19 protein-coding genes are annotated in these 15,408 nt (G+C 65.9%); 4 read left to right on the top strand and 15 right to left on the bottom strand.

What is annotated here, in order from left to right; translation table 11 throughout:
* The first annotated feature begins 18 nt into the window (after nucleotides 1-18).
* Nucleotides 19-1,386: a type VII secretion-associated serine protease mycosin gene (mycP, locus tag ACFWCF_RS13790; RefSeq protein WP_378562117.1), complete on the top strand. Its 1,368-nt coding sequence runs from the start codon at nucleotides 19-21 to the stop codon at nucleotides 1,384-1,386.
* On the opposite strand, the gene eccB is transcribed toward mycP, so the two are convergent.
* On the bottom strand, nucleotides 1,332-2,786 hold the full coding sequence (gene eccB, locus ACFWCF_RS13785; RefSeq protein WP_378562114.1) for a type VII secretion protein EccB: 1,455 nt from the start codon (nucleotides 2,784-2,786) through the stop codon (nucleotides 1,332-1,334). The two genes, mycP and eccB, sit on opposite strands and share 55 nt — an antisense overlap.
* Nucleotides 2,787-2,895: 109 nt before the next feature.
* Here eccB and eccE point away from each other — a divergent pair, with 109 nt between their 5' ends.
* Complete coding sequence (eccE, locus tag ACFWCF_RS13780) at nucleotides 2,896-4,539, top strand: type VII secretion protein EccE (RefSeq protein WP_378562111.1); 1,644 nt, start codon at nucleotides 2,896-2,898, stop codon at nucleotides 4,537-4,539.
* Between the two features lie 8 nt (nucleotides 4,540-4,547).
* Here the strand turns inward: eccE and ACFWCF_RS13775 are convergent, their stop codons facing one another.
* Both ACFWCF_RS13775 and ACFWCF_RS13770 read right to left on the bottom strand, forming a co-directional pair.
* Nucleotides 4,548-5,180 (bottom strand): NADPH-dependent FMN reductase, encoded by a 633-nt coding sequence (locus ACFWCF_RS13775; protein ID WP_378562108.1) that lies wholly within the window; start codon nucleotides 5,178-5,180, stop codon nucleotides 4,548-4,550.
* A 20-nt stretch (nucleotides 5,181-5,200) separates the two neighbouring features.
* The gene (locus ACFWCF_RS13770) at nucleotides 5,201-5,356 is read right to left on the bottom strand and encodes a hypothetical protein (protein WP_378562106.1); all 156 of its coding nucleotides are present in this window, start codon (nucleotides 5,354-5,356) and stop codon (nucleotides 5,201-5,203) included.
* 461 nt (nucleotides 5,357-5,817) lie between these two features.
* Between ACFWCF_RS13770 and ACFWCF_RS13765 the strand changes: the two genes are divergently transcribed.
* On the top strand, nucleotides 5,818-5,949 hold the full coding sequence (locus ACFWCF_RS13765; protein WP_378562103.1) for a hypothetical protein: 132 nt from the start codon (nucleotides 5,818-5,820) through the stop codon (nucleotides 5,947-5,949).
* Nucleotides 5,950-6,027: 78 nt separating this feature from the next.
* On the opposite strand, the gene ACFWCF_RS13760 is transcribed toward ACFWCF_RS13765, so the two are convergent.
* The 9 genes from ACFWCF_RS13760 to infA form a co-directional block, all read right to left on the bottom strand.
* Nucleotides 6,028-7,059: an alpha/beta hydrolase gene (locus ACFWCF_RS13760; RefSeq protein WP_378562100.1), complete on the bottom strand. Its 1,032-nt coding sequence runs from the start codon at nucleotides 7,057-7,059 to the stop codon at nucleotides 6,028-6,030.
* Nucleotides 7,060-7,069: 10 nt separating this feature from the next.
* Nucleotides 7,070-7,978, bottom strand: a complete 909-nt coding sequence (gene truA / locus ACFWCF_RS13755; protein ID WP_378562096.1) for a tRNA pseudouridine(38-40) synthase TruA — start codon at nucleotides 7,976-7,978, stop codon at nucleotides 7,070-7,072.
* A gap of 5 nt (nucleotides 7,979-7,983) precedes the next feature.
* Complete coding sequence (gene rplQ / locus ACFWCF_RS13750; RefSeq protein ID WP_378492009.1) at nucleotides 7,984-8,544, bottom strand: 50S ribosomal protein L17; 561 nt, start codon at nucleotides 8,542-8,544, stop codon at nucleotides 7,984-7,986.
* 30 nt (nucleotides 8,545-8,574) lie between these two features.
* On the bottom strand, nucleotides 8,575-9,633 hold the full coding sequence (locus tag ACFWCF_RS13745; RefSeq protein WP_378492010.1) for a DNA-directed RNA polymerase subunit alpha: 1,059 nt from the start codon (nucleotides 9,631-9,633) through the stop codon (nucleotides 8,575-8,577).
* Nucleotides 9,634-9,756: 123 nt separating this feature from the next.
* On the bottom strand, nucleotides 9,757-10,362 hold the full coding sequence (gene rpsD, locus ACFWCF_RS13740) for a 30S ribosomal protein S4 (protein WP_378492011.1): 606 nt from the start codon (nucleotides 10,360-10,362) through the stop codon (nucleotides 9,757-9,759).
* 26 nt (nucleotides 10,363-10,388) lie between these two features.
* Nucleotides 10,389-10,802 carry a 30S ribosomal protein S11 gene (gene rpsK, locus ACFWCF_RS13735; protein WP_132471062.1) on the bottom strand — a complete coding sequence of 138 codons (414 nt, stop codon included), beginning with the start codon at nucleotides 10,800-10,802 and terminating at the stop codon, nucleotides 10,389-10,391.
* The gene (gene rpsM, locus ACFWCF_RS13730) at nucleotides 10,802-11,170 is read right to left on the bottom strand and encodes a 30S ribosomal protein S13 (RefSeq protein ID WP_378562092.1); all 369 of its coding nucleotides are present in this window, start codon (nucleotides 11,168-11,170) and stop codon (nucleotides 10,802-10,804) included. The genes rpsK and rpsM overlap by 1 nt, the downstream gene beginning before the upstream one ends.
* Nucleotides 11,171-11,377: 207 nt before the next feature.
* Nucleotides 11,378-11,491 (bottom strand): 50S ribosomal protein L36, encoded by a 114-nt coding sequence (rpmJ, locus tag ACFWCF_RS13725; protein WP_003938068.1) that lies wholly within the window; start codon nucleotides 11,489-11,491, stop codon nucleotides 11,378-11,380.
* Between the two features lie 92 nt (nucleotides 11,492-11,583).
* Nucleotides 11,584-11,805 (bottom strand): translation initiation factor IF-1, encoded by a 222-nt coding sequence (infA, locus tag ACFWCF_RS13720; protein ID WP_006554587.1) that lies wholly within the window; start codon nucleotides 11,803-11,805, stop codon nucleotides 11,584-11,586.
* A 185-nt stretch (nucleotides 11,806-11,990) separates the two neighbouring features.
* Between infA and dtd the strand changes: the two genes are divergently transcribed.
* Nucleotides 11,991-12,428 (top strand): D-aminoacyl-tRNA deacylase, encoded by a 438-nt coding sequence (gene dtd / locus ACFWCF_RS13715; protein ID WP_378492013.1) that lies wholly within the window; start codon nucleotides 11,991-11,993, stop codon nucleotides 12,426-12,428.
* 84 nt (nucleotides 12,429-12,512) lie between these two features.
* Here the strand turns inward: dtd and map are convergent, their stop codons facing one another.
* The 3 genes from map to secY are packed head-to-tail and all read right to left on the bottom strand — an operon-like array spanning nucleotide 12,513 to nucleotide 15,197.
* Nucleotides 12,513-13,310: a type I methionyl aminopeptidase gene (gene map, locus ACFWCF_RS13710; RefSeq protein WP_378562089.1), complete on the bottom strand. Its 798-nt coding sequence runs from the start codon at nucleotides 13,308-13,310 to the stop codon at nucleotides 12,513-12,515.
* Between the two features lie 31 nt (nucleotides 13,311-13,341).
* Nucleotides 13,342-13,887 (bottom strand): adenylate kinase, encoded by a 546-nt coding sequence (locus tag ACFWCF_RS13705; RefSeq protein ID WP_378492015.1) that lies wholly within the window; start codon nucleotides 13,885-13,887, stop codon nucleotides 13,342-13,344.
* The gene (gene secY / locus ACFWCF_RS13700) at nucleotides 13,884-15,197 is read right to left on the bottom strand and encodes a preprotein translocase subunit SecY (RefSeq protein ID WP_378492016.1); all 1,314 of its coding nucleotides are present in this window, start codon (nucleotides 15,195-15,197) and stop codon (nucleotides 13,884-13,886) included. Before secY ends, ACFWCF_RS13705 begins: the two co-directional genes overlap by 4 nt.
* Between the last annotated feature and the right edge of the window lie 211 nt (nucleotides 15,198-15,408).

Genomic DNA, 15,408 nt, shown 5'->3' with positions numbered 1-15,408 from the left:
CTGTCCACAGTCGCCGCTGTGGGTACGGCGTCGGCGACTCCCCCGGTACCGGACAGCGGACTACTTCCCGCCGGCGGTCTGCCCGCGGCTCCGGAACCCACCGAGCAGCGCTACTTGTGCACCCGTGCCCAGCCTGTCGCCGACGGCCCGCAACGCCCGCTCGCGCAACGCATCATGGACTTCGAACGGGTGTGGCCCCTGACCCGGGGTGCCGGACAGATCGTCGCGGTGATCGACACCGGGGTGAACCGGCATCCACGACTTCCCGGCATCACCCCCGGCGGCGACTACGTGTCGACGGACGACGGCACGGTCGACTGCGACGCGCACGGAACACTCGTCGCGGGCCTGATCGCTGCACGACCGGTCGAAGGTTCGGGATTCGCCGGTGGTGCACCGGACGTCGAAGTGATCGCCATCCGTCAATCCAGCCGCAACTACTCCGACAGCTCCGTGGGGGATGAGGAGGCGGCCCAGAACTCCCCCGGTTACGGGGATGTACGCACACTGGCGTCCGCGGTGCGCCATGCCGCGGATCTCGGAGCCACCGTCATCAACATCTCCGAGGTCGCGTGCATGCTCGCGAGCGACGGGATCGCCGACGGGCCGCTCGGGGCCGCCGTCCAGTACGCCACCGATGTCAAAGACGCGGTGGTGGTCGCGGCAGCCGGAAACACCGAAGTATGCCGGGCATCGAATCCTCCGGCTGCGAATCCACTCGACCCTGATGCAGACCCGTGGGATTCGATCACGACGATCGCCTCCCCCGCCTGGTACGACGACCATGTGCTCACTGTCGGCTCGGTCGAGGCCGACGGCACACCGTCCGACTACAGCGTTCCCGGGCCGTGGGTCGATGTCGCGGCCCCAGGGAGCGGCATCGTCTCCCTCGACCCGTTCTCCGACGGTCTCGTCGATGCATACGTTGGCGCCGAAGGGCCGGTGCCGATCGCCGGAACGAGTTTCTCGGTGCCACTCGTCTCTGCAACGGTCGCGCTGGTGAGAGCGCGCCACCCCCACCTCGACGCGCGCATGGTGATGGACCGCATCGAATCGACCGCACATGCCCCCGCCGAAGGGTGGAACCCTCGGGTCGGGCACGGCGTCGTCGATCCGTTGGCCGCGGTCACCGCACCGCTGCCCGCCGAACGGGATGTCCCCGCGCCTCCGAAAGAGATCGCCGGACCCACGCCGGTCGATCCTCCCGACCCGACTCCGCGACACGTCGCGTGGGTCGCAAGCGCCGCCGTGTTCGGGATACTCGTCCTCGCGCTGCTTGCGGCCCTACCCTTTCGGGAGCGTGCCCGCCTCCGGGACCGCGCGGGCGGCGGTCATCCACCTGTTCCGAGCGGCGCGGGTCGAGGGTCCGGGGCGACGCCGTCGTGAGCGAGGAGCGCCTCGGCGCGCCCGAGTGAGGGGCCCGGGGCGAGCAGGTCGACGATCTGCCACGGCGCTCGCGCCGGCTCTCCTTCGAGACCGAGTGCCTCCGCCGCGTCCCCATCGGTGATGCCGTACCGGACGCCTGTGTCCGCGACGTAGAACAGGGCCCCTCGGCGTTCACTGTCGGGGACGATCGACGTCGTCTGCACGAATGCGCCCCGTCCCGGCGGAATGTGGACGACATCCACGTTCGGGCCCGGCCCGTCGGCCTGTGCGGGCTCGACCGGTATCGCATCCTCGGCGATCGGCAGGACGCTGCCCGCCGACAGCACCAGCGCCGAGCGTCGTTGGGCGTCGGAGCCTTCTTCGGGGTTCCATGTCAGGCATCCGACGGGTCGGTCCGCCGGATCGACGATCGTGGGTACCACTGCCGGGAAGGTGTCGACAGCCAGGTGGCGCACCGTCGGCGCGTCCTTGAGCGTGTCGGGCGGCACGATCGGAATCTCTGCAACGCCTTGGGAATCCGATGCATGGATGATCTGCGCGGTTGCGCTCGACACCTCCTGCACCCCGTCGCTCAAGACGACGTAGTAGCGCTGGCCGTCCGGTTCCGCGAGTCCTACGACGGATCCGACGCGGGAATCACCGACCGGCACTCGTGGTCTGCTCCCGGCGTCCGGGATCACGGGCGCGGTGAGTTTCGGCAATTCGGGGAGCGCCGCGAGCAACCCCGCGCCCACGGGACGTGCCGATCCGACGTCGATGCCCAGGACGCGTGTCAGGGCGCGATCCTGCGGGTCGATCTCCGCCCGGCCACCGCCGTAGGCGAGATGGTACTCACCGTCGAAGGTCATCAGGAGCGCTTCGTCGTCGAGAGGTCCGCCGTCGCCGGTGTACTCGGGTGTGCCTGCCGTCACGGCGGTGGTGACGAACTGCCGTCCGCCGGGGTCGACCGAGTCGCACACGGTCCAGGACATGTCGTGATCGACATGCGCGAGGGACGACGGAGCGCCGGGGATGCCGACCAGCGGCCCCCTCGGCCGGTCCTCGAGTTCCTCATCGGCGACGACCGCGGGTTCGGCAGGCGCATCGAGCACCAGTCGTGCGGACGCGAGATTCATCGCGGGATGGAAGGTTCCATCGATCGCGACGTAGAGCGCGCCGGAATCCCTGCCCACCACCAGCGGGGCACTGCCGATCTTGTCCTGTGGCCGGAACAGTGCCAGGGCAGCGCATCCGGCAAGGACCAGGCAGGCGACCACCGTCCCCACCATGAGCGAACGCGACTGCGATCGCATCGGGTCGTGGATCATGCGGACGTCGCGACGAACGAGCGCATGCTCCATCCGTCTCATCAGAAATCTGTAACCGCTCACCTGCCATCGAGTGGTGGGCTGCGATGCCATATGTCCTCCCCCGTGCGGCACGCTCACTGCCGCAACACAGTACAGTTGCGCGTTGGGAAGCTCGGGCGGGCACCCACAGGCCTGCCCGATCGGTGTCGGGGGGAGTGCCGTGGATAGAACTGTGTCCGAGGTCGTGCGTGAAAGATCCGGCGTGTACGGACAAGCCCGGGTCGTGTCACGGCTCGTCGTGGCACAGTGCGCGGGTATCGCAGTCTGGATGGCGGTGGCCGCGACCGGCGCACCCGCATGGGTGGCACCGACCGCAGCAGCCGCGTCCGCTGCTCTGCTGCTCATCCGGATCCGGGGTCGCGATGCGATTGCCGCGACGACGACGCTGCTGCGACACAGGTTTCCGCGCGTGCATGCCCCCGCCGAGATCCGCGATGCGGCGCAGCCGACCGGCCGCCCGGTGGGTTTGAGGTGGGACGGCACATGCGTCACTGCGGTCGTCGAGGTACTCGCTCCCGCCGGAGTCACCACCCGGCTCGGGCGGGATCGCGCCGACTCGTCGCAGACGCTGCCCCTCGGCGCACTGTCCGATTGCCTACGCCGACACGACGTGACGCTCGACGGAATCGATGTCGTCGTCCACGGTCGCCGGGTACTGGACGCGACCCCCGCCGGTCAGGTCTACGCGCAACTCATCGGACCGCTGCCCGCAGCTGCGATGCGCACGGTGTGGCTCGCACTGCGCCTCGACGCGTCGACGTGTCGAGACGCGGTGGACCGGCGCGGCGGTGGCACCGAAGGCGCGACCCGCACGATCATCGCGTCGGCGCGAAGGGTCATCAGAACGCTGGGCGATTCCGGTTGCGCAGCAAGAATGCTGACTGCTTCGGAGATCCACTCGGCCGCGAGCCGGATCACTCACGGCGCAGATCCGCTGGCGGCGGAATGTTCTTGGAGCCACGTCCGCCTCCCCGTCGGGTACAGCACCGGGGGTGTGCTCGATCCGAGACGACTCGACGCGAGCGCCCTGACCCACATCTGGACCCACCCGTCGCTGTCGTCGACGGTGGCGGTGCGCATGCGCCCCGGTTCCTACGGTACGACCCGCGTCGGTGGTCTCGTCCGGTACGCGACACGCACGGCGGACGGTCCGGTGACGTCCGGTGCTCGCCCGGTCCACGGCCGCGAACGTGACGCGCTGCGCGCATCTCTGCCGTACGCGTCGAACGGCCTCGAAGACATCACCGAACTGCGCAGCGTGAGCCGCGACGAACTCGACGGGTTGGCGCTGCCCGCCGCGGGTTGCGGTCAGTTGATCGGGGCGGACGAGTCAGGACGGGCGGTCGCGGTGCGCCTGACCGGCCCGGGTGTGCGCTCTGTCCATGTTGCGGGCGAGTTGTATCTCGCACAGCAGATCGTGTTCCGCGCCGTGGCGATCGGTGCACGCGTGGTGATCCACACCGATCGCGCCGATGCCTGGCGGTCACTCCTGGACGGGGCGGCGTCCCCGGATCGACTCAGGATCGCCGGTGAGTATCCGGGCGACCGCGAGTTCGACACTGTGGTCTTCGATGGGGCCCAGCCGACGACGAGGCCTCACACCGGCGCCATCCACGTACATGCGCGTCCCGACCAGTGGCCCCGCGAACGTCCTACCGTCGCCATCGAACAACCGAACGGAGCCGGCGACCGGGTGGTGCTCACCACGCGCGGACAGCGGATGGGGCTGACGCTCGTCACCATCGCGGCCGAGTCCGCGCACATCGGGCGACCACGTGTCGCGCAGGCGGTGCCGGTGCGCTGACCGGCATTTCAGCCCGGGTATGGCGCGAGGTCGCGTCCGGCACGAATAGTGGCAGCCCACCATGCGAGTTGGTCGAGCATGCGTTCGGCAGAATCGATGGCCGCGCCGTCGCTCGTGGTGCCGTCTGCAGCGAAGGCGTACTTGACGCGGTGGAAACTCACCGATTCTCGCACCGGCACCATGTGGACCTCGACGATCACCTGCCGGAGTTGCTCCACTGCGCGTAGGCCACCGGACAGACCGCCGTAGGACACGAATCCGACGGGCTTGGCGCGCCATTCGCGTTTGACGCTGTCGATCGCGGTCTTGAGCGCGGCGGGATATCCGTGGTTGTACTCGGAGGTGATCACGACGAATGCCTCGGCCGCGTCGATCCGCCGGGTGAAGGCCTCGACCGCCGGACCTCCCGACAGTTCCTGCGGTAGCGGGACCTCGGCGAGATCGATGCTATCGACATCGAATTCTGTGGTGTCGGTTCCTGCGGTGTCCGACCCCGTCGTGCCGTCGTCAGCACCGTCCGACACCGTGCGTCGACGCACCGTCTCGGTGAACCAGTTCGCGACGACCGGTGCGACCCGTCCCTCCCTCACGCTCGCCACGATGATCCCGAGTCGGATCGGTTCCTGCCGCTTCTGGTCCATGTCACCGATCGTAAGGTGCATCAGGTCGTCAGACCGTGGGTGAGCAGGGCTGGGAGTTCACCGTAGGCCTGTGCGTCGTCGAGGCCGGTCTGCTCAGCAGCCTGTCGCTGCTGGATACGCACCATGACCGCGGAGACCTCGGCTCCCCAGCATCGGCGACTTCGGCTTCGACGCATTCCGTCGCGCCGCGGAAGAATGCACGGTGACCGCGTAGACGAATCGGTCCCTGTTCTCGGCGAGGTAGAGCGTCGCTTTCGAACAGCGCAGGCGGGCTGCGATGGTCGGAGCCCTTCTCAGAAAATCCCGTGCGCCATGGATGGTTAGCTTCTCCCCATCCGGGTAGGCATCTGATGGGCGGCCGAGGCCCTCACCCCCCATCGGGGGCCGAGGCCGCCTCCCCCGCGCCCATTCACGGGCCGGGGCATACAACGAAGGAGGAACGACATGGTTCTCGGTTCACTCGGCGCTACCCTTCTCACCCTGCTGGCAGGTCTGGGCATTCTGCTCTGATCGTCGCCGTACGTGGCCGGGGTGGGATGCAGCGCCTGAGGAGCACGACAGGCCCTGAACGGACGCGCGGTAACGCAGAGACTGCTGGTGCCGATGTGACGGATGACTACTGGGTCTTTCTCCCCCTGTGAACGACCCAGAAGTCACTTCGACTTCGATCGAAGACGAAGGTCATCAACCTGTTGGAGGAAACATGATTCTCGGTTCACTCGGCGCCACCCTGTTCACGCTTCTGGCGGGTCTGGGCATCCTGCTCTGATAAGCCGATCTGCGGCGTGCCACCGTCTCCGAGGGGACGGTGGCACGCCGCAGATTTGCAGCCCTCCGATCCAGAGCCTCAGGCGTCGATGGCATCCGAGAGTAGGGGCCAGGATTCGTGTAACGCGTCCTCCCAGTATCCCCACGTGTGAGTCCCCTCGGCTCGAGTCGAATAGGTCGCCTCGATTCGGAGTCCGTCCAACGCGGTACGGAGTCGGTCCGTGCAGCCGCTCACCGCGGTCTCGATGACCCCGAGCAATGCGACATCGGGTATCACCGCAGGCCCGTACTCTTCCCATGCCGCAACCTCGTGCGAGCCGGGCAGGCCCCCGCTCGACGACACGAATATCGCCGTTCCACGCAATCGCTCCGCGTGGCGGATCACGTCCTGTTCGCCCCAGTGCGGGGCCCCGACCGGACCCCACATGTTCTCGACATCACCGCCGCCCAACCCGACAACCATCTCGACGTACCGGCTACCCACGTCCGTCGAAGTCTCGGCGCAACCGCTGTACGATGCCACCGCGTCATACAGCTGCGGTGCATGCTCGGCGAGTGCGAGCGCGGACGTGGCAGACATCGAGACACCCGCAATCGCGTTGCGTCCGCTCGCGTCGAGCGCAGCATCGACGATCGGGGGTACTTCCTCCGTGAGGAAGGTCGTCCACTTGTTGCGACCCAGTTCCGGATCGTCGGCGAGCCAATCGGTGTAGTAGCTGAATGCACCGCCGATCGGCGTGACGACATTGACATTCTTGTCACCGAAGAAATCGACGACATCGGTCTGTTTACGCCAGGTGGCGTCGTCGACACCACCTCCTGCGCCGTTGAGCAGATACAGCACGGGGCGCGACTCGGTGGTGTCTGCGGGACGGATCACCCGAAGTTCGATCGTGCGATCCATTGCCCCGGAATGGACGAAAAGAGACCAATCGCGGTCGGAATGCCGGTCCACGCGTTCGAGTCTGGCGCCACCGACTTCCATTGCACCGGAAGGCAGTTCGTCGGCGACGCCGATCCCCGGGGCCGCGCCACCTGTCGCTGTGACCACAGCTGCCGCGATCGCCGCGATCGCCGCGATGAGTACACACCGTCGTCCAGCCAAGATCATCTCTCCTTCGTCAACCGCAGCAGCCGCGTGCGATCGGCCCGCGCGTCTCCCGCGTCGCGGAGTTGCGCGCGGCGAGATCCCCATCGGCAGGGTAGTCGACGCCGACAAGTGAGAGTCCGTGCGCCGGAGCCACTGCGACCGACGCTGCCCGTTCGCGCTCGTCGAGGAGGGCAGTCATCCAGTCGACCGAGCGACGCCCCTCTCCCACTGCAAGCGCGGCACCGACGAGGCTGCGGACCATCGACCAGCAGAATGCGTCGGCACTCACATGGGCGGTGAGGATGTCGCCGGAGCGGGTCCAGTCGTAGCGCTGCAATTCGCGGACGGTCGTGGCGCCCTCGCGCCGCTTACAGAATGCGGCGAAATCGTGCAGCCCCAACAGGGAACGCGATGCGTGTTGCATTGCCTCGAGATCGACCGTTTTCGGCCAGGAGACGGTGTCGCGGGCACGCAGCGGGTCGGCTCCGTATACGGCTGCCGTCACCCGATACTCGTAGTGTCGTCGGATCGCGGAGAACCGCGCGTCGAAATGCTCCGGTGCCACCGAGATTCCGGTCACTCGGACATCGCGCGGAAGAAACCGTGCGAGTCGACGGATCCAGCGCGACGGATCGTCCGGCAGCGCCTCGGTCGGCACATCGACGTGCGCAACCTGACCCGATGCGTGCACTCCCGCATCGGTGCGACCGGCAACGGTGAGGAGCACGGGCTCCCGCACGATGGCGGACAGCTTCTCTTCGATCTCGCCGCACACCGTGCGCCGGCCGGGCTGGCGGGCCCAGCCGGAGAAATCGGTGCCGTCGTAGGAAATGTCGAGGCGGAGCCTGGTTCGCTCACCGGAAACTGTGTCCGAAGCGACGAGCCCGCCGTCCCTGTGCTGGGCGGCGGGCTCGTTCGATTCAGCAGATGCCGAAACCAAGTGGACTAGTCCTTCTTGGCCTCGTCCGCCTCGGGCGCGTCAGCGGCCGTAGCGGTGGTGTCTTCGATCGCCTCGACGACAGCATCGGCGTTGTCGACCTGAGCGTCGGTGGCATCGGCCTCGACGGCCTCCACCACGTTCTCCTCGGCAGCCGGTGCAGCCTTCGATGCCGAGACGCGACGAGCGCGGTCGGCCTCGGAGGACACGGTCTTCTCGCGCACGAGTTCGATGACCGCCATGGGCGCGTTGTCGCCCTTGCGCGGCATCGTCTTGATGATGCGCGTGTAGCCGCCGTTGCGGTCCTCGAAGGAGGGACCGATCTCCGCGAACAGGGCGTGCACGACGTCCTTGTTGCGGATGACCTTCAGCACCTCACGACGCGAAGCCAGCGTGCCGGCCTTTGCGTACGTGACGAGCTTCTCGGCGTACGGACGCAAGGCCTTGGCCTTGGCCTCCGTGGTGGTGATGCGGCCGTGCTCGAAGAGCGCGGTGGCCAGGTTGGCGAAGATCGCCTTCTGGTGCGAGGCCGACCCGCCGAAGCGGGCGCCCTTCTTGGGCTTGGGCATGATTTTCTCCTAGTAACGGACCGTGAGCTGCTACAGCTGCTCGGTCTCGGCGTAGTCCTCGTTGCCGTCGGTGTCGCTGAACCCGGCGTCGGTATCGCTCCAGGTACCGGTGGCGGCGTCGTAGCCGGCCACACTGCTGGGATCGAAGGACGCGGGGCTGTCCTTCAGCGACAGGCCGAGCGAGTGCAGCTTGACCTTGACCTCATCGATGGACTTCTGACCGAAGTTGCGGATGTCGAGCAGGTCGGACTCCGTGCGTGCCACCAGCTCACCGACGGTGTGAACACCTTCACGCTTGAGGCAGTTGTAGGACCGGACCGTCAGGTCCAGGTCCTCGATCGGAAGTCCGAAGGAGGCGATGTGGTCGGCCTCGGCAGGCGAGGGACCGATCTCGATGCCTTCTGCTTCGACGTTCAGCTCACGAGCCAGACCGAAGAGCTCGACCAGGGTCTTGCCCGCCGACGCGAGTGCATCGCGTGCGGCGATCGAGTTCTTGGTCTCCACATCGAGGATCAACCGATCGAAGTCGGTGCGCTGCTCGACGCGGGTGGCCTCTACCTTGTACGTCACCTTGAGCACCGGCGAGTAGATCGAGTCGACCGGGATACGGCCGATCTCGGCACCGGATGCCTTGTTCTGGACGGCGGGAACGTAACCGCGACCGCGCTCGACGACGAGCTCGATCTCCAGCTTGCCCTTGTCGTTCAGGGTGGCGATGTGCAGATCGGGGTTGTGGATCTCGACACCCGCCGGCGGAACGATGTCCGCTGCGGTAACGACACCCGGGCCCTGCTTGCGGACGTACATGGTGACCGGCTCGTCCTCTTCCGAGCTGACCACGAGCCCCTTGAGGTTCAGGATGATGTCGGTGACATCCTCCTTCACACCCGGAACCGTGGTGAACTCGTGGAGCACGCCATCGATGCGAATGCTGGTGACGGCGGCACCGGGAATCGAGGAGAGCAGGGTGCGACGAAGCGAGTTGCCGAGCGTGTAGCCGAAGCCGGGCTCGAGCGGCTCGATGACGAACTTCGACCGGTCGTCAGCGATGACCTCTTCGGTCAGCGTGGGTCGCTGCGAGATGAGCATGAGTTGCCTCCTTGTGGGCGTCCGCTATTTGACGCCCTAGTGGTGGTGTGGTGCCCTCCCCGCCCAACAGGGCAAGGAGGACACCACGCACGAGGTGCTCTGGTGACAGAGCACGAAGCGCTCTTACTTCGAGTAGTACTCGACGATGAGCTGTTCCTGCAGCGGGATCTCGATCTGCGCGCGCTCGGGGAGCTGGTGGACCAGCACCCGCAGACGCGGACCGACGACCTGCAGCCACGGCGCGACAGGGCGATCGCCCTGGGATTCACGCGCGATCTGGAACGGCAGGGTGCTCAGCGACTTCTCGCGGACATCGATGATGTCGTACTGGGAGACGCGGTAGCTCGGGATGTCGACCTTCTTGCCGTTGACCACGAAGTGTCCGTGGGAGACCAACTGGCGGGCCTGGCGGCGGGTGCGCGCGAGGCCTGCACGGTAGACAACGTTGTCCAGACGCGACTCGAGGATGGTCAGCAGGACCTCACCGGTCTTACCCGGGCGGCTGGCTGCTTCCTCGTAGTAACGACGGAACTGCTTCTCCATGACGCCGTAGGAGAAGCGAGCCTTCTGCTTCTCCTGCAGCTGGAGCAGGTATTCGCTCTCCTTGATCCGCGCGCGGCCGTGCTGGCCGGGCGGGTAGGGGCGACGCTCGAAGGCCTGATCGCCTCCGACCAGGTCGACGCGGAGACGACGCGACTTACGTGTAACGGGACCGGTATAACGTGCCATGACTTAGAACCTTTCCTTTCCCGTTTTTAGACGCGACGGCGCTTGGGCGGGCGGCAGCCGTTGTGCGGCTGAGGAGTGACGTCGGAGATCGTTCCGACCTCGAGGCCGGCGGCCTGGAGTGAGCGGATCGCGGTCTCGCGGCCCGAACCCGGGCCCTTGACGAAGACGTCGACCTTCTTGACGCCGTGCTCCTGCGCCTTGCGGGCAGCGTTCTCGGCGGCGAGCTGTGCGGCGAACGGGGTCGACTTACGCGAACCCTTGAAGCCGACATGTCCCGAGGAAGCCCAGGAGATCACGTTGCCCTGGGGATCCGTGATCGAGACGATGGTGTTGTTGAAGGTGCTCTTGATGTGAGCAGCGCCGTGCGGGACGTTCTTCTTGTCCCTGCGCCGTGCCTTCTGGGTCTTCTTCGGACCGGCGGTGCGTGACTTGGGAGGCATTACTTCTTCTTTCCTGCGACGGTGCGCTTCGGGCCCTTACGGGTACGAGCGTTGGTCTTGGTGCGCTGTCCACGCACGGGCAGACCACGACGGTGCCGCAGGCCCTGGTAGCAGCCGATCTCGATCTTGCGGCGGATGTCCGCCTGAACCTCGCGGCGCAGGTCACCCTCGACCTTGTAGCTGTCCTCGATGCACTCGCGGAGCTTTGCGAGGTCCTCGTCGGACAGATCCTTGCTGCGCAGGTCCGGGCTGACGCCGGTTGCCTCGAGGATTTCCTTCGAGCGAGTACGGCCGATGCCGTAGATGTATGTGAGTGCGATCTCCATCCGCTTCTCGCGGGGAAGATCAACACCTGAGAGACGTGCCATGTGGCATTCCTATTCGGTGTATGGAGGTCTGCTCCCAGCCCGTCCCCTGCGTAAGAAACTGTGTGGTGACAAACACAGTGGGGCCCCGGCCTCCGAACCGAGGGTGAATCGCACAGCTCCCCGACGGATCGAGGATCGTAACCGTGCGACTGGTACTGGAAGGTCTTCTTGCTTGTTGCCAAGCAGATCTTCGCGAGGAAGGTCGATCTAGCCCTGACGCTGCTTGTGACGCAGGTTCTCGCAGATCACCATGACCCGACCGTTACGACGGATCACCTTGCACTTCTCGCAGATCTTCTTGACGCTAGGCTGAACCTTCACGTGCGTCCGATCTCCTGTATGTGCGCCCCCGGATACGACGCAAGCCCGTCCGGAGACATGTTTTTCCCCGACCGTTCGGCCGGGGAAGTCTGTTACTTGTAGCGGTAGACGATGCGTCCACGCGTGAGGTCGTAGGGCGAGAGCTCCACGACAACCCGGTCCTCGGGAAGGATGCGAATGTAGTGCTGCCGCATCTTGCCGCTGATGTGGGCCAGCACTTTGTGGCCGTTCTCCAGCTCGATGCGGAACATCGCATTGGGAAGTGGTTCGATAACCCGACCCTCGACCTCGATTGCGCCGTCCTTCTTAGCCATATCCTCCGCGATCCGTTGTTCGACGTGTGGTTGCACCGGCATCCGATACCGTGACGCTCGGCATCCCCGAATCCCCTTGCGAAGACCATGTCGACGCAGACCGACCGGAGCGCAGCGCGCACCATCGAACGATATTACGGGAACTTTCCCACCAGGCCAAATAGCAATGATGTAAGGAGGCACACGTGCGTGCGCTGGTTCAACGGGTCAGTAGCGCAGCCGTCACCGTCGACGGAGCGGAGGTCGCGCGGATCACGCCCCCGGACGGTGGCCACGGGCTGCTCGTGCTCGTCGGCGTCACCCACGACGACGACCCAGCGAAAGCCGCGACACTCGCCCGCAAGGTCTGGACGATGCGGATCCTCGAGGACGAGAAGTCGGCATCCGACCTGAACGCCCCGCTGCTGGTCGTCAGCCAATTCACCTTGATGGCGGATACGCGGAAGAGCCGACGTCCGTCGTGGTCGGCGGCGGCGCCCAGGCCGGTAGCCGAACCCTTGATCGACGAGTTCGCGTCAGCGTTGCGCACACTCGGTGCGCATGTCGAATCGGGAGTGTTCGGTGCCCACATGGAGGTGAGCCTCGTCAACGACGGACCGGTGACCCTACTCGTCGAGGTATGACCGACTCGCCCTCATTGAGCGAATGTATCGTTCGTCTCCTTCAGCAGAACGAACGATACATTCGCTCGACTGGGAGCGGAGCGACTACTCGGGACGGAGAGTGAGGATCCGCGGACCGTCCTCGGTGACCGCAACGGTGTGCTCCCAGTGCGCGGCGCGACTGCCGTCGGTGGTCACGACGGTCCACTCGTCCTCGAGAACCACCGTCTCGTAGGTGCCGAGGGTGAGCATCGGCTCGATCGCCAGCACCGAACCCACGACGAGTTGCGGGCCCTTGCCCGGCTTGCCCTCGTTGGGCAGGAACGGATCCATGTGCATCTCACGGCCGATGGCGTGTCCCCCGTAGCCGTCGACGATGCCGTAGGGGCGTCCGTGCAGACGTTCCGCGGCGTGCGTGCCTTCTTCGATTGCGTGGGACACATCGGTGAGGCGGCTGCCGGCGATCATCGCGGCGATACCCGCCTCCATCGACAGGCGCGTGGCGTCGCTGAGATCGGAGTCTGCAGCGGACAGCTCGCCCACCCCGAAGCTCCAGGCCGAATCGCCATGCCACCCGTCGAGGATCGCTCCGCAGTCGATCGACACCAGATCGCCTTCGACGAGGATGTCGTCAGCCGACGGGATGCCGTGTACGACCCGGTCGTTGACCGACGAGCAGATCGACCCGGTGAAGCCGTGATATCCCAGGAACGACGGAACGGCGCCCGCATCACGGATCACCGACTCCGCCACCCGGTCGAGTTCCAGGGTGCTCACGCCCGGCTTTGCTGCATCCCGCACCGCGACGAGCGCGGCCCCCACGATGGCGCCCGCGGCTGCCATCGCGTCGAGTTCGCCGGAAGTGCGGAACGGAACCACCTTGCGTTTACGCCCGAAACCCATACCCGAATTCCTGTATCTCTGGTCTTGCCGTCTACTTGCCGAGTGCGGCGAGTGCGCGTGCGTTGATCTCCTCGACTTCGCCGACGGCGTCGACGGTGATGAGGACATCTGCGTAGTGGTCGAGCAGCGGCGCGGTCTCCTCACGGTAGACCCGGAGACGGTTGCGGATCACGTCCTCGGTGTCGTCCGCGCGGCCGCGAGCGAGCATGCGCTCGACGACGATGTCCTCGTCGATGACGAACGACAGCACACCGTCGAGAGCGGTGTCGAGGTTCTTCAGGATCTTGGCGAGCTCCTCGGCCTGCTCGACGCTGCGGGGGAACCCGTCGAGAAGGAATCCGTTCGCTGCGTCGGGCTCCGCGAGGCGCTCGCGCACCATGTTGTTGGTGATCTCCGCGGGGACGAGGTCTCCAGCGTCGATGTACTTCTTGGCCTCCAAGCCGAGCGCAGTGCCCTGGCCGATATTGGCGCGGAAGAGATCGCCGGTCGAGATGGCGGGAACGCCGAGTTTCTCCGACAGGATTGCGGCCTGTGTGCCTTTGCCGGCACCGGGAGGACCGAGGAGTACAAGTCTCACTTGAGGAACCCTTCGTAGTTACGCTGCATCAATTGACTTTCGATCTGCTTGACAGTGTCCAGCGCGACACTGACGAGAATGAGCACCGCTGCGCCGCCGAAGATGCTGCTGGCGGTCTGGCCGCCCGACAGGAAGAAGTTCGGAAGCACTGCGATGAGACCGAGGTAGATCGAGCCCGGAACCGTAATGCGGTTGAGCACGTAGCTGAGATATTCAGCGGTGGGCCGCCCCGGGCGGATACCCGGGATGAAGCCGCCGTACTTCTTCATCTCGTCGGCGCGTTCCTCGGGATTGAACGTGATGGCGACGTAGAAGAACACGAAGAACACGATCAATCCGAAGTACAGCGCGATGTAGACCGGGTTGTTCGGGTTGACCAGATACTCGTTGATGATGCGCTGCCACCAGCTCGGCTCGGGATTGGTGGTAGCACCGGTGAGCTGAGCGATCAGGTTGGGCAGATACAGCAGCGACGACGCGAAGATCACCGGGATGATGCCCGCCTGGTTGACCTTCAGCGGCAGGTACGTCGACGAGCCGCCGTACATGCGGCGACCCACCATCCGCTTGGCGTACTGCACCGGGATACGACGCTGTCCCTGCTCGACGAAGACGACGCCGACGATCAGAGCCAGTGCGACGGCAAGCACGATCGTGAAGACGAGACCACCGCGGGATTCGAGGATCGTCCGACCCTCGCTCGGCAGCGCAGATGCGATACCGGCGAAGATGAGGATCGACATGCCGTTGCCGACGCCGCGTTCGGTGATCAGTTCGCCGAACCACATCACGACTGCGGCACCCGCGGTCATGACGAGGACGATGACGACCATGCCGAAGACGCTGTCGTCGGCCAGGATAGGTTCGGAACAGCCCTGCAGCAGCTGGCCTCGGGCGGCAAGCGCCACGATGCCGGTCGACTGCAGAACGGCGAGCGCCACGGCCAGATATCGCGTGTACTGCGTCATCTTGGCCTGCCCCGCTTGGCCCTCCTTGCGGAGTTCCTCGAATCTGGGGATCACGACGGTGAGCAGCTGCACGATGATGCTCGCGGTGATGAACGGCATGATGCCGATCGCGAACACCGACAGCTGGAGGAGGGCACCACCCGAGAACAGATTGATCAGGGAGTAGATGCCGGCCTGTTCGCTGCCGGCGAGCTGGTCGACGCACGCCTGGACGTTTCCGTAGTCGACGCCCGGGGACGGCACCGAGGCGCCGAGACGGTACAGAGCCACCAGCCCGAGGGCGATGAGGATCTTCCGCCTCAGGTCCGGTGTCCTGAGGGCCGAGACGAAGGCGGAAAGCAAGAATCCTCCTGGCAGGCCGGTCGGGAGCGACAGGCCGGATAGGCCCGTCGGACAGTAGACAACTCTAGAACTCTAACAGTGCACACCCTCGCGGCCACCGGCCAGGATCGCCGACGGGACGACGCGAGGGTGCAACGAAGCTGCGAGTACGTCACAAGCGTACGGCAGCACAGAGATACGCGAACGGCCGCGGTGCAGTCATCGACTGCAC

The sequence above is a fragment of the Rhodococcus sp. NPDC060090 genome, assembly GCF_042729855.1.
Classification (GTDB): Bacteria; Actinomycetota; Actinomycetes; order Mycobacteriales; family Mycobacteriaceae; genus Rhodococcus.
Note: the sequence above shows the minus strand (reverse complement) of the source record. Positions and strands in the feature narration are given on the sequence as shown.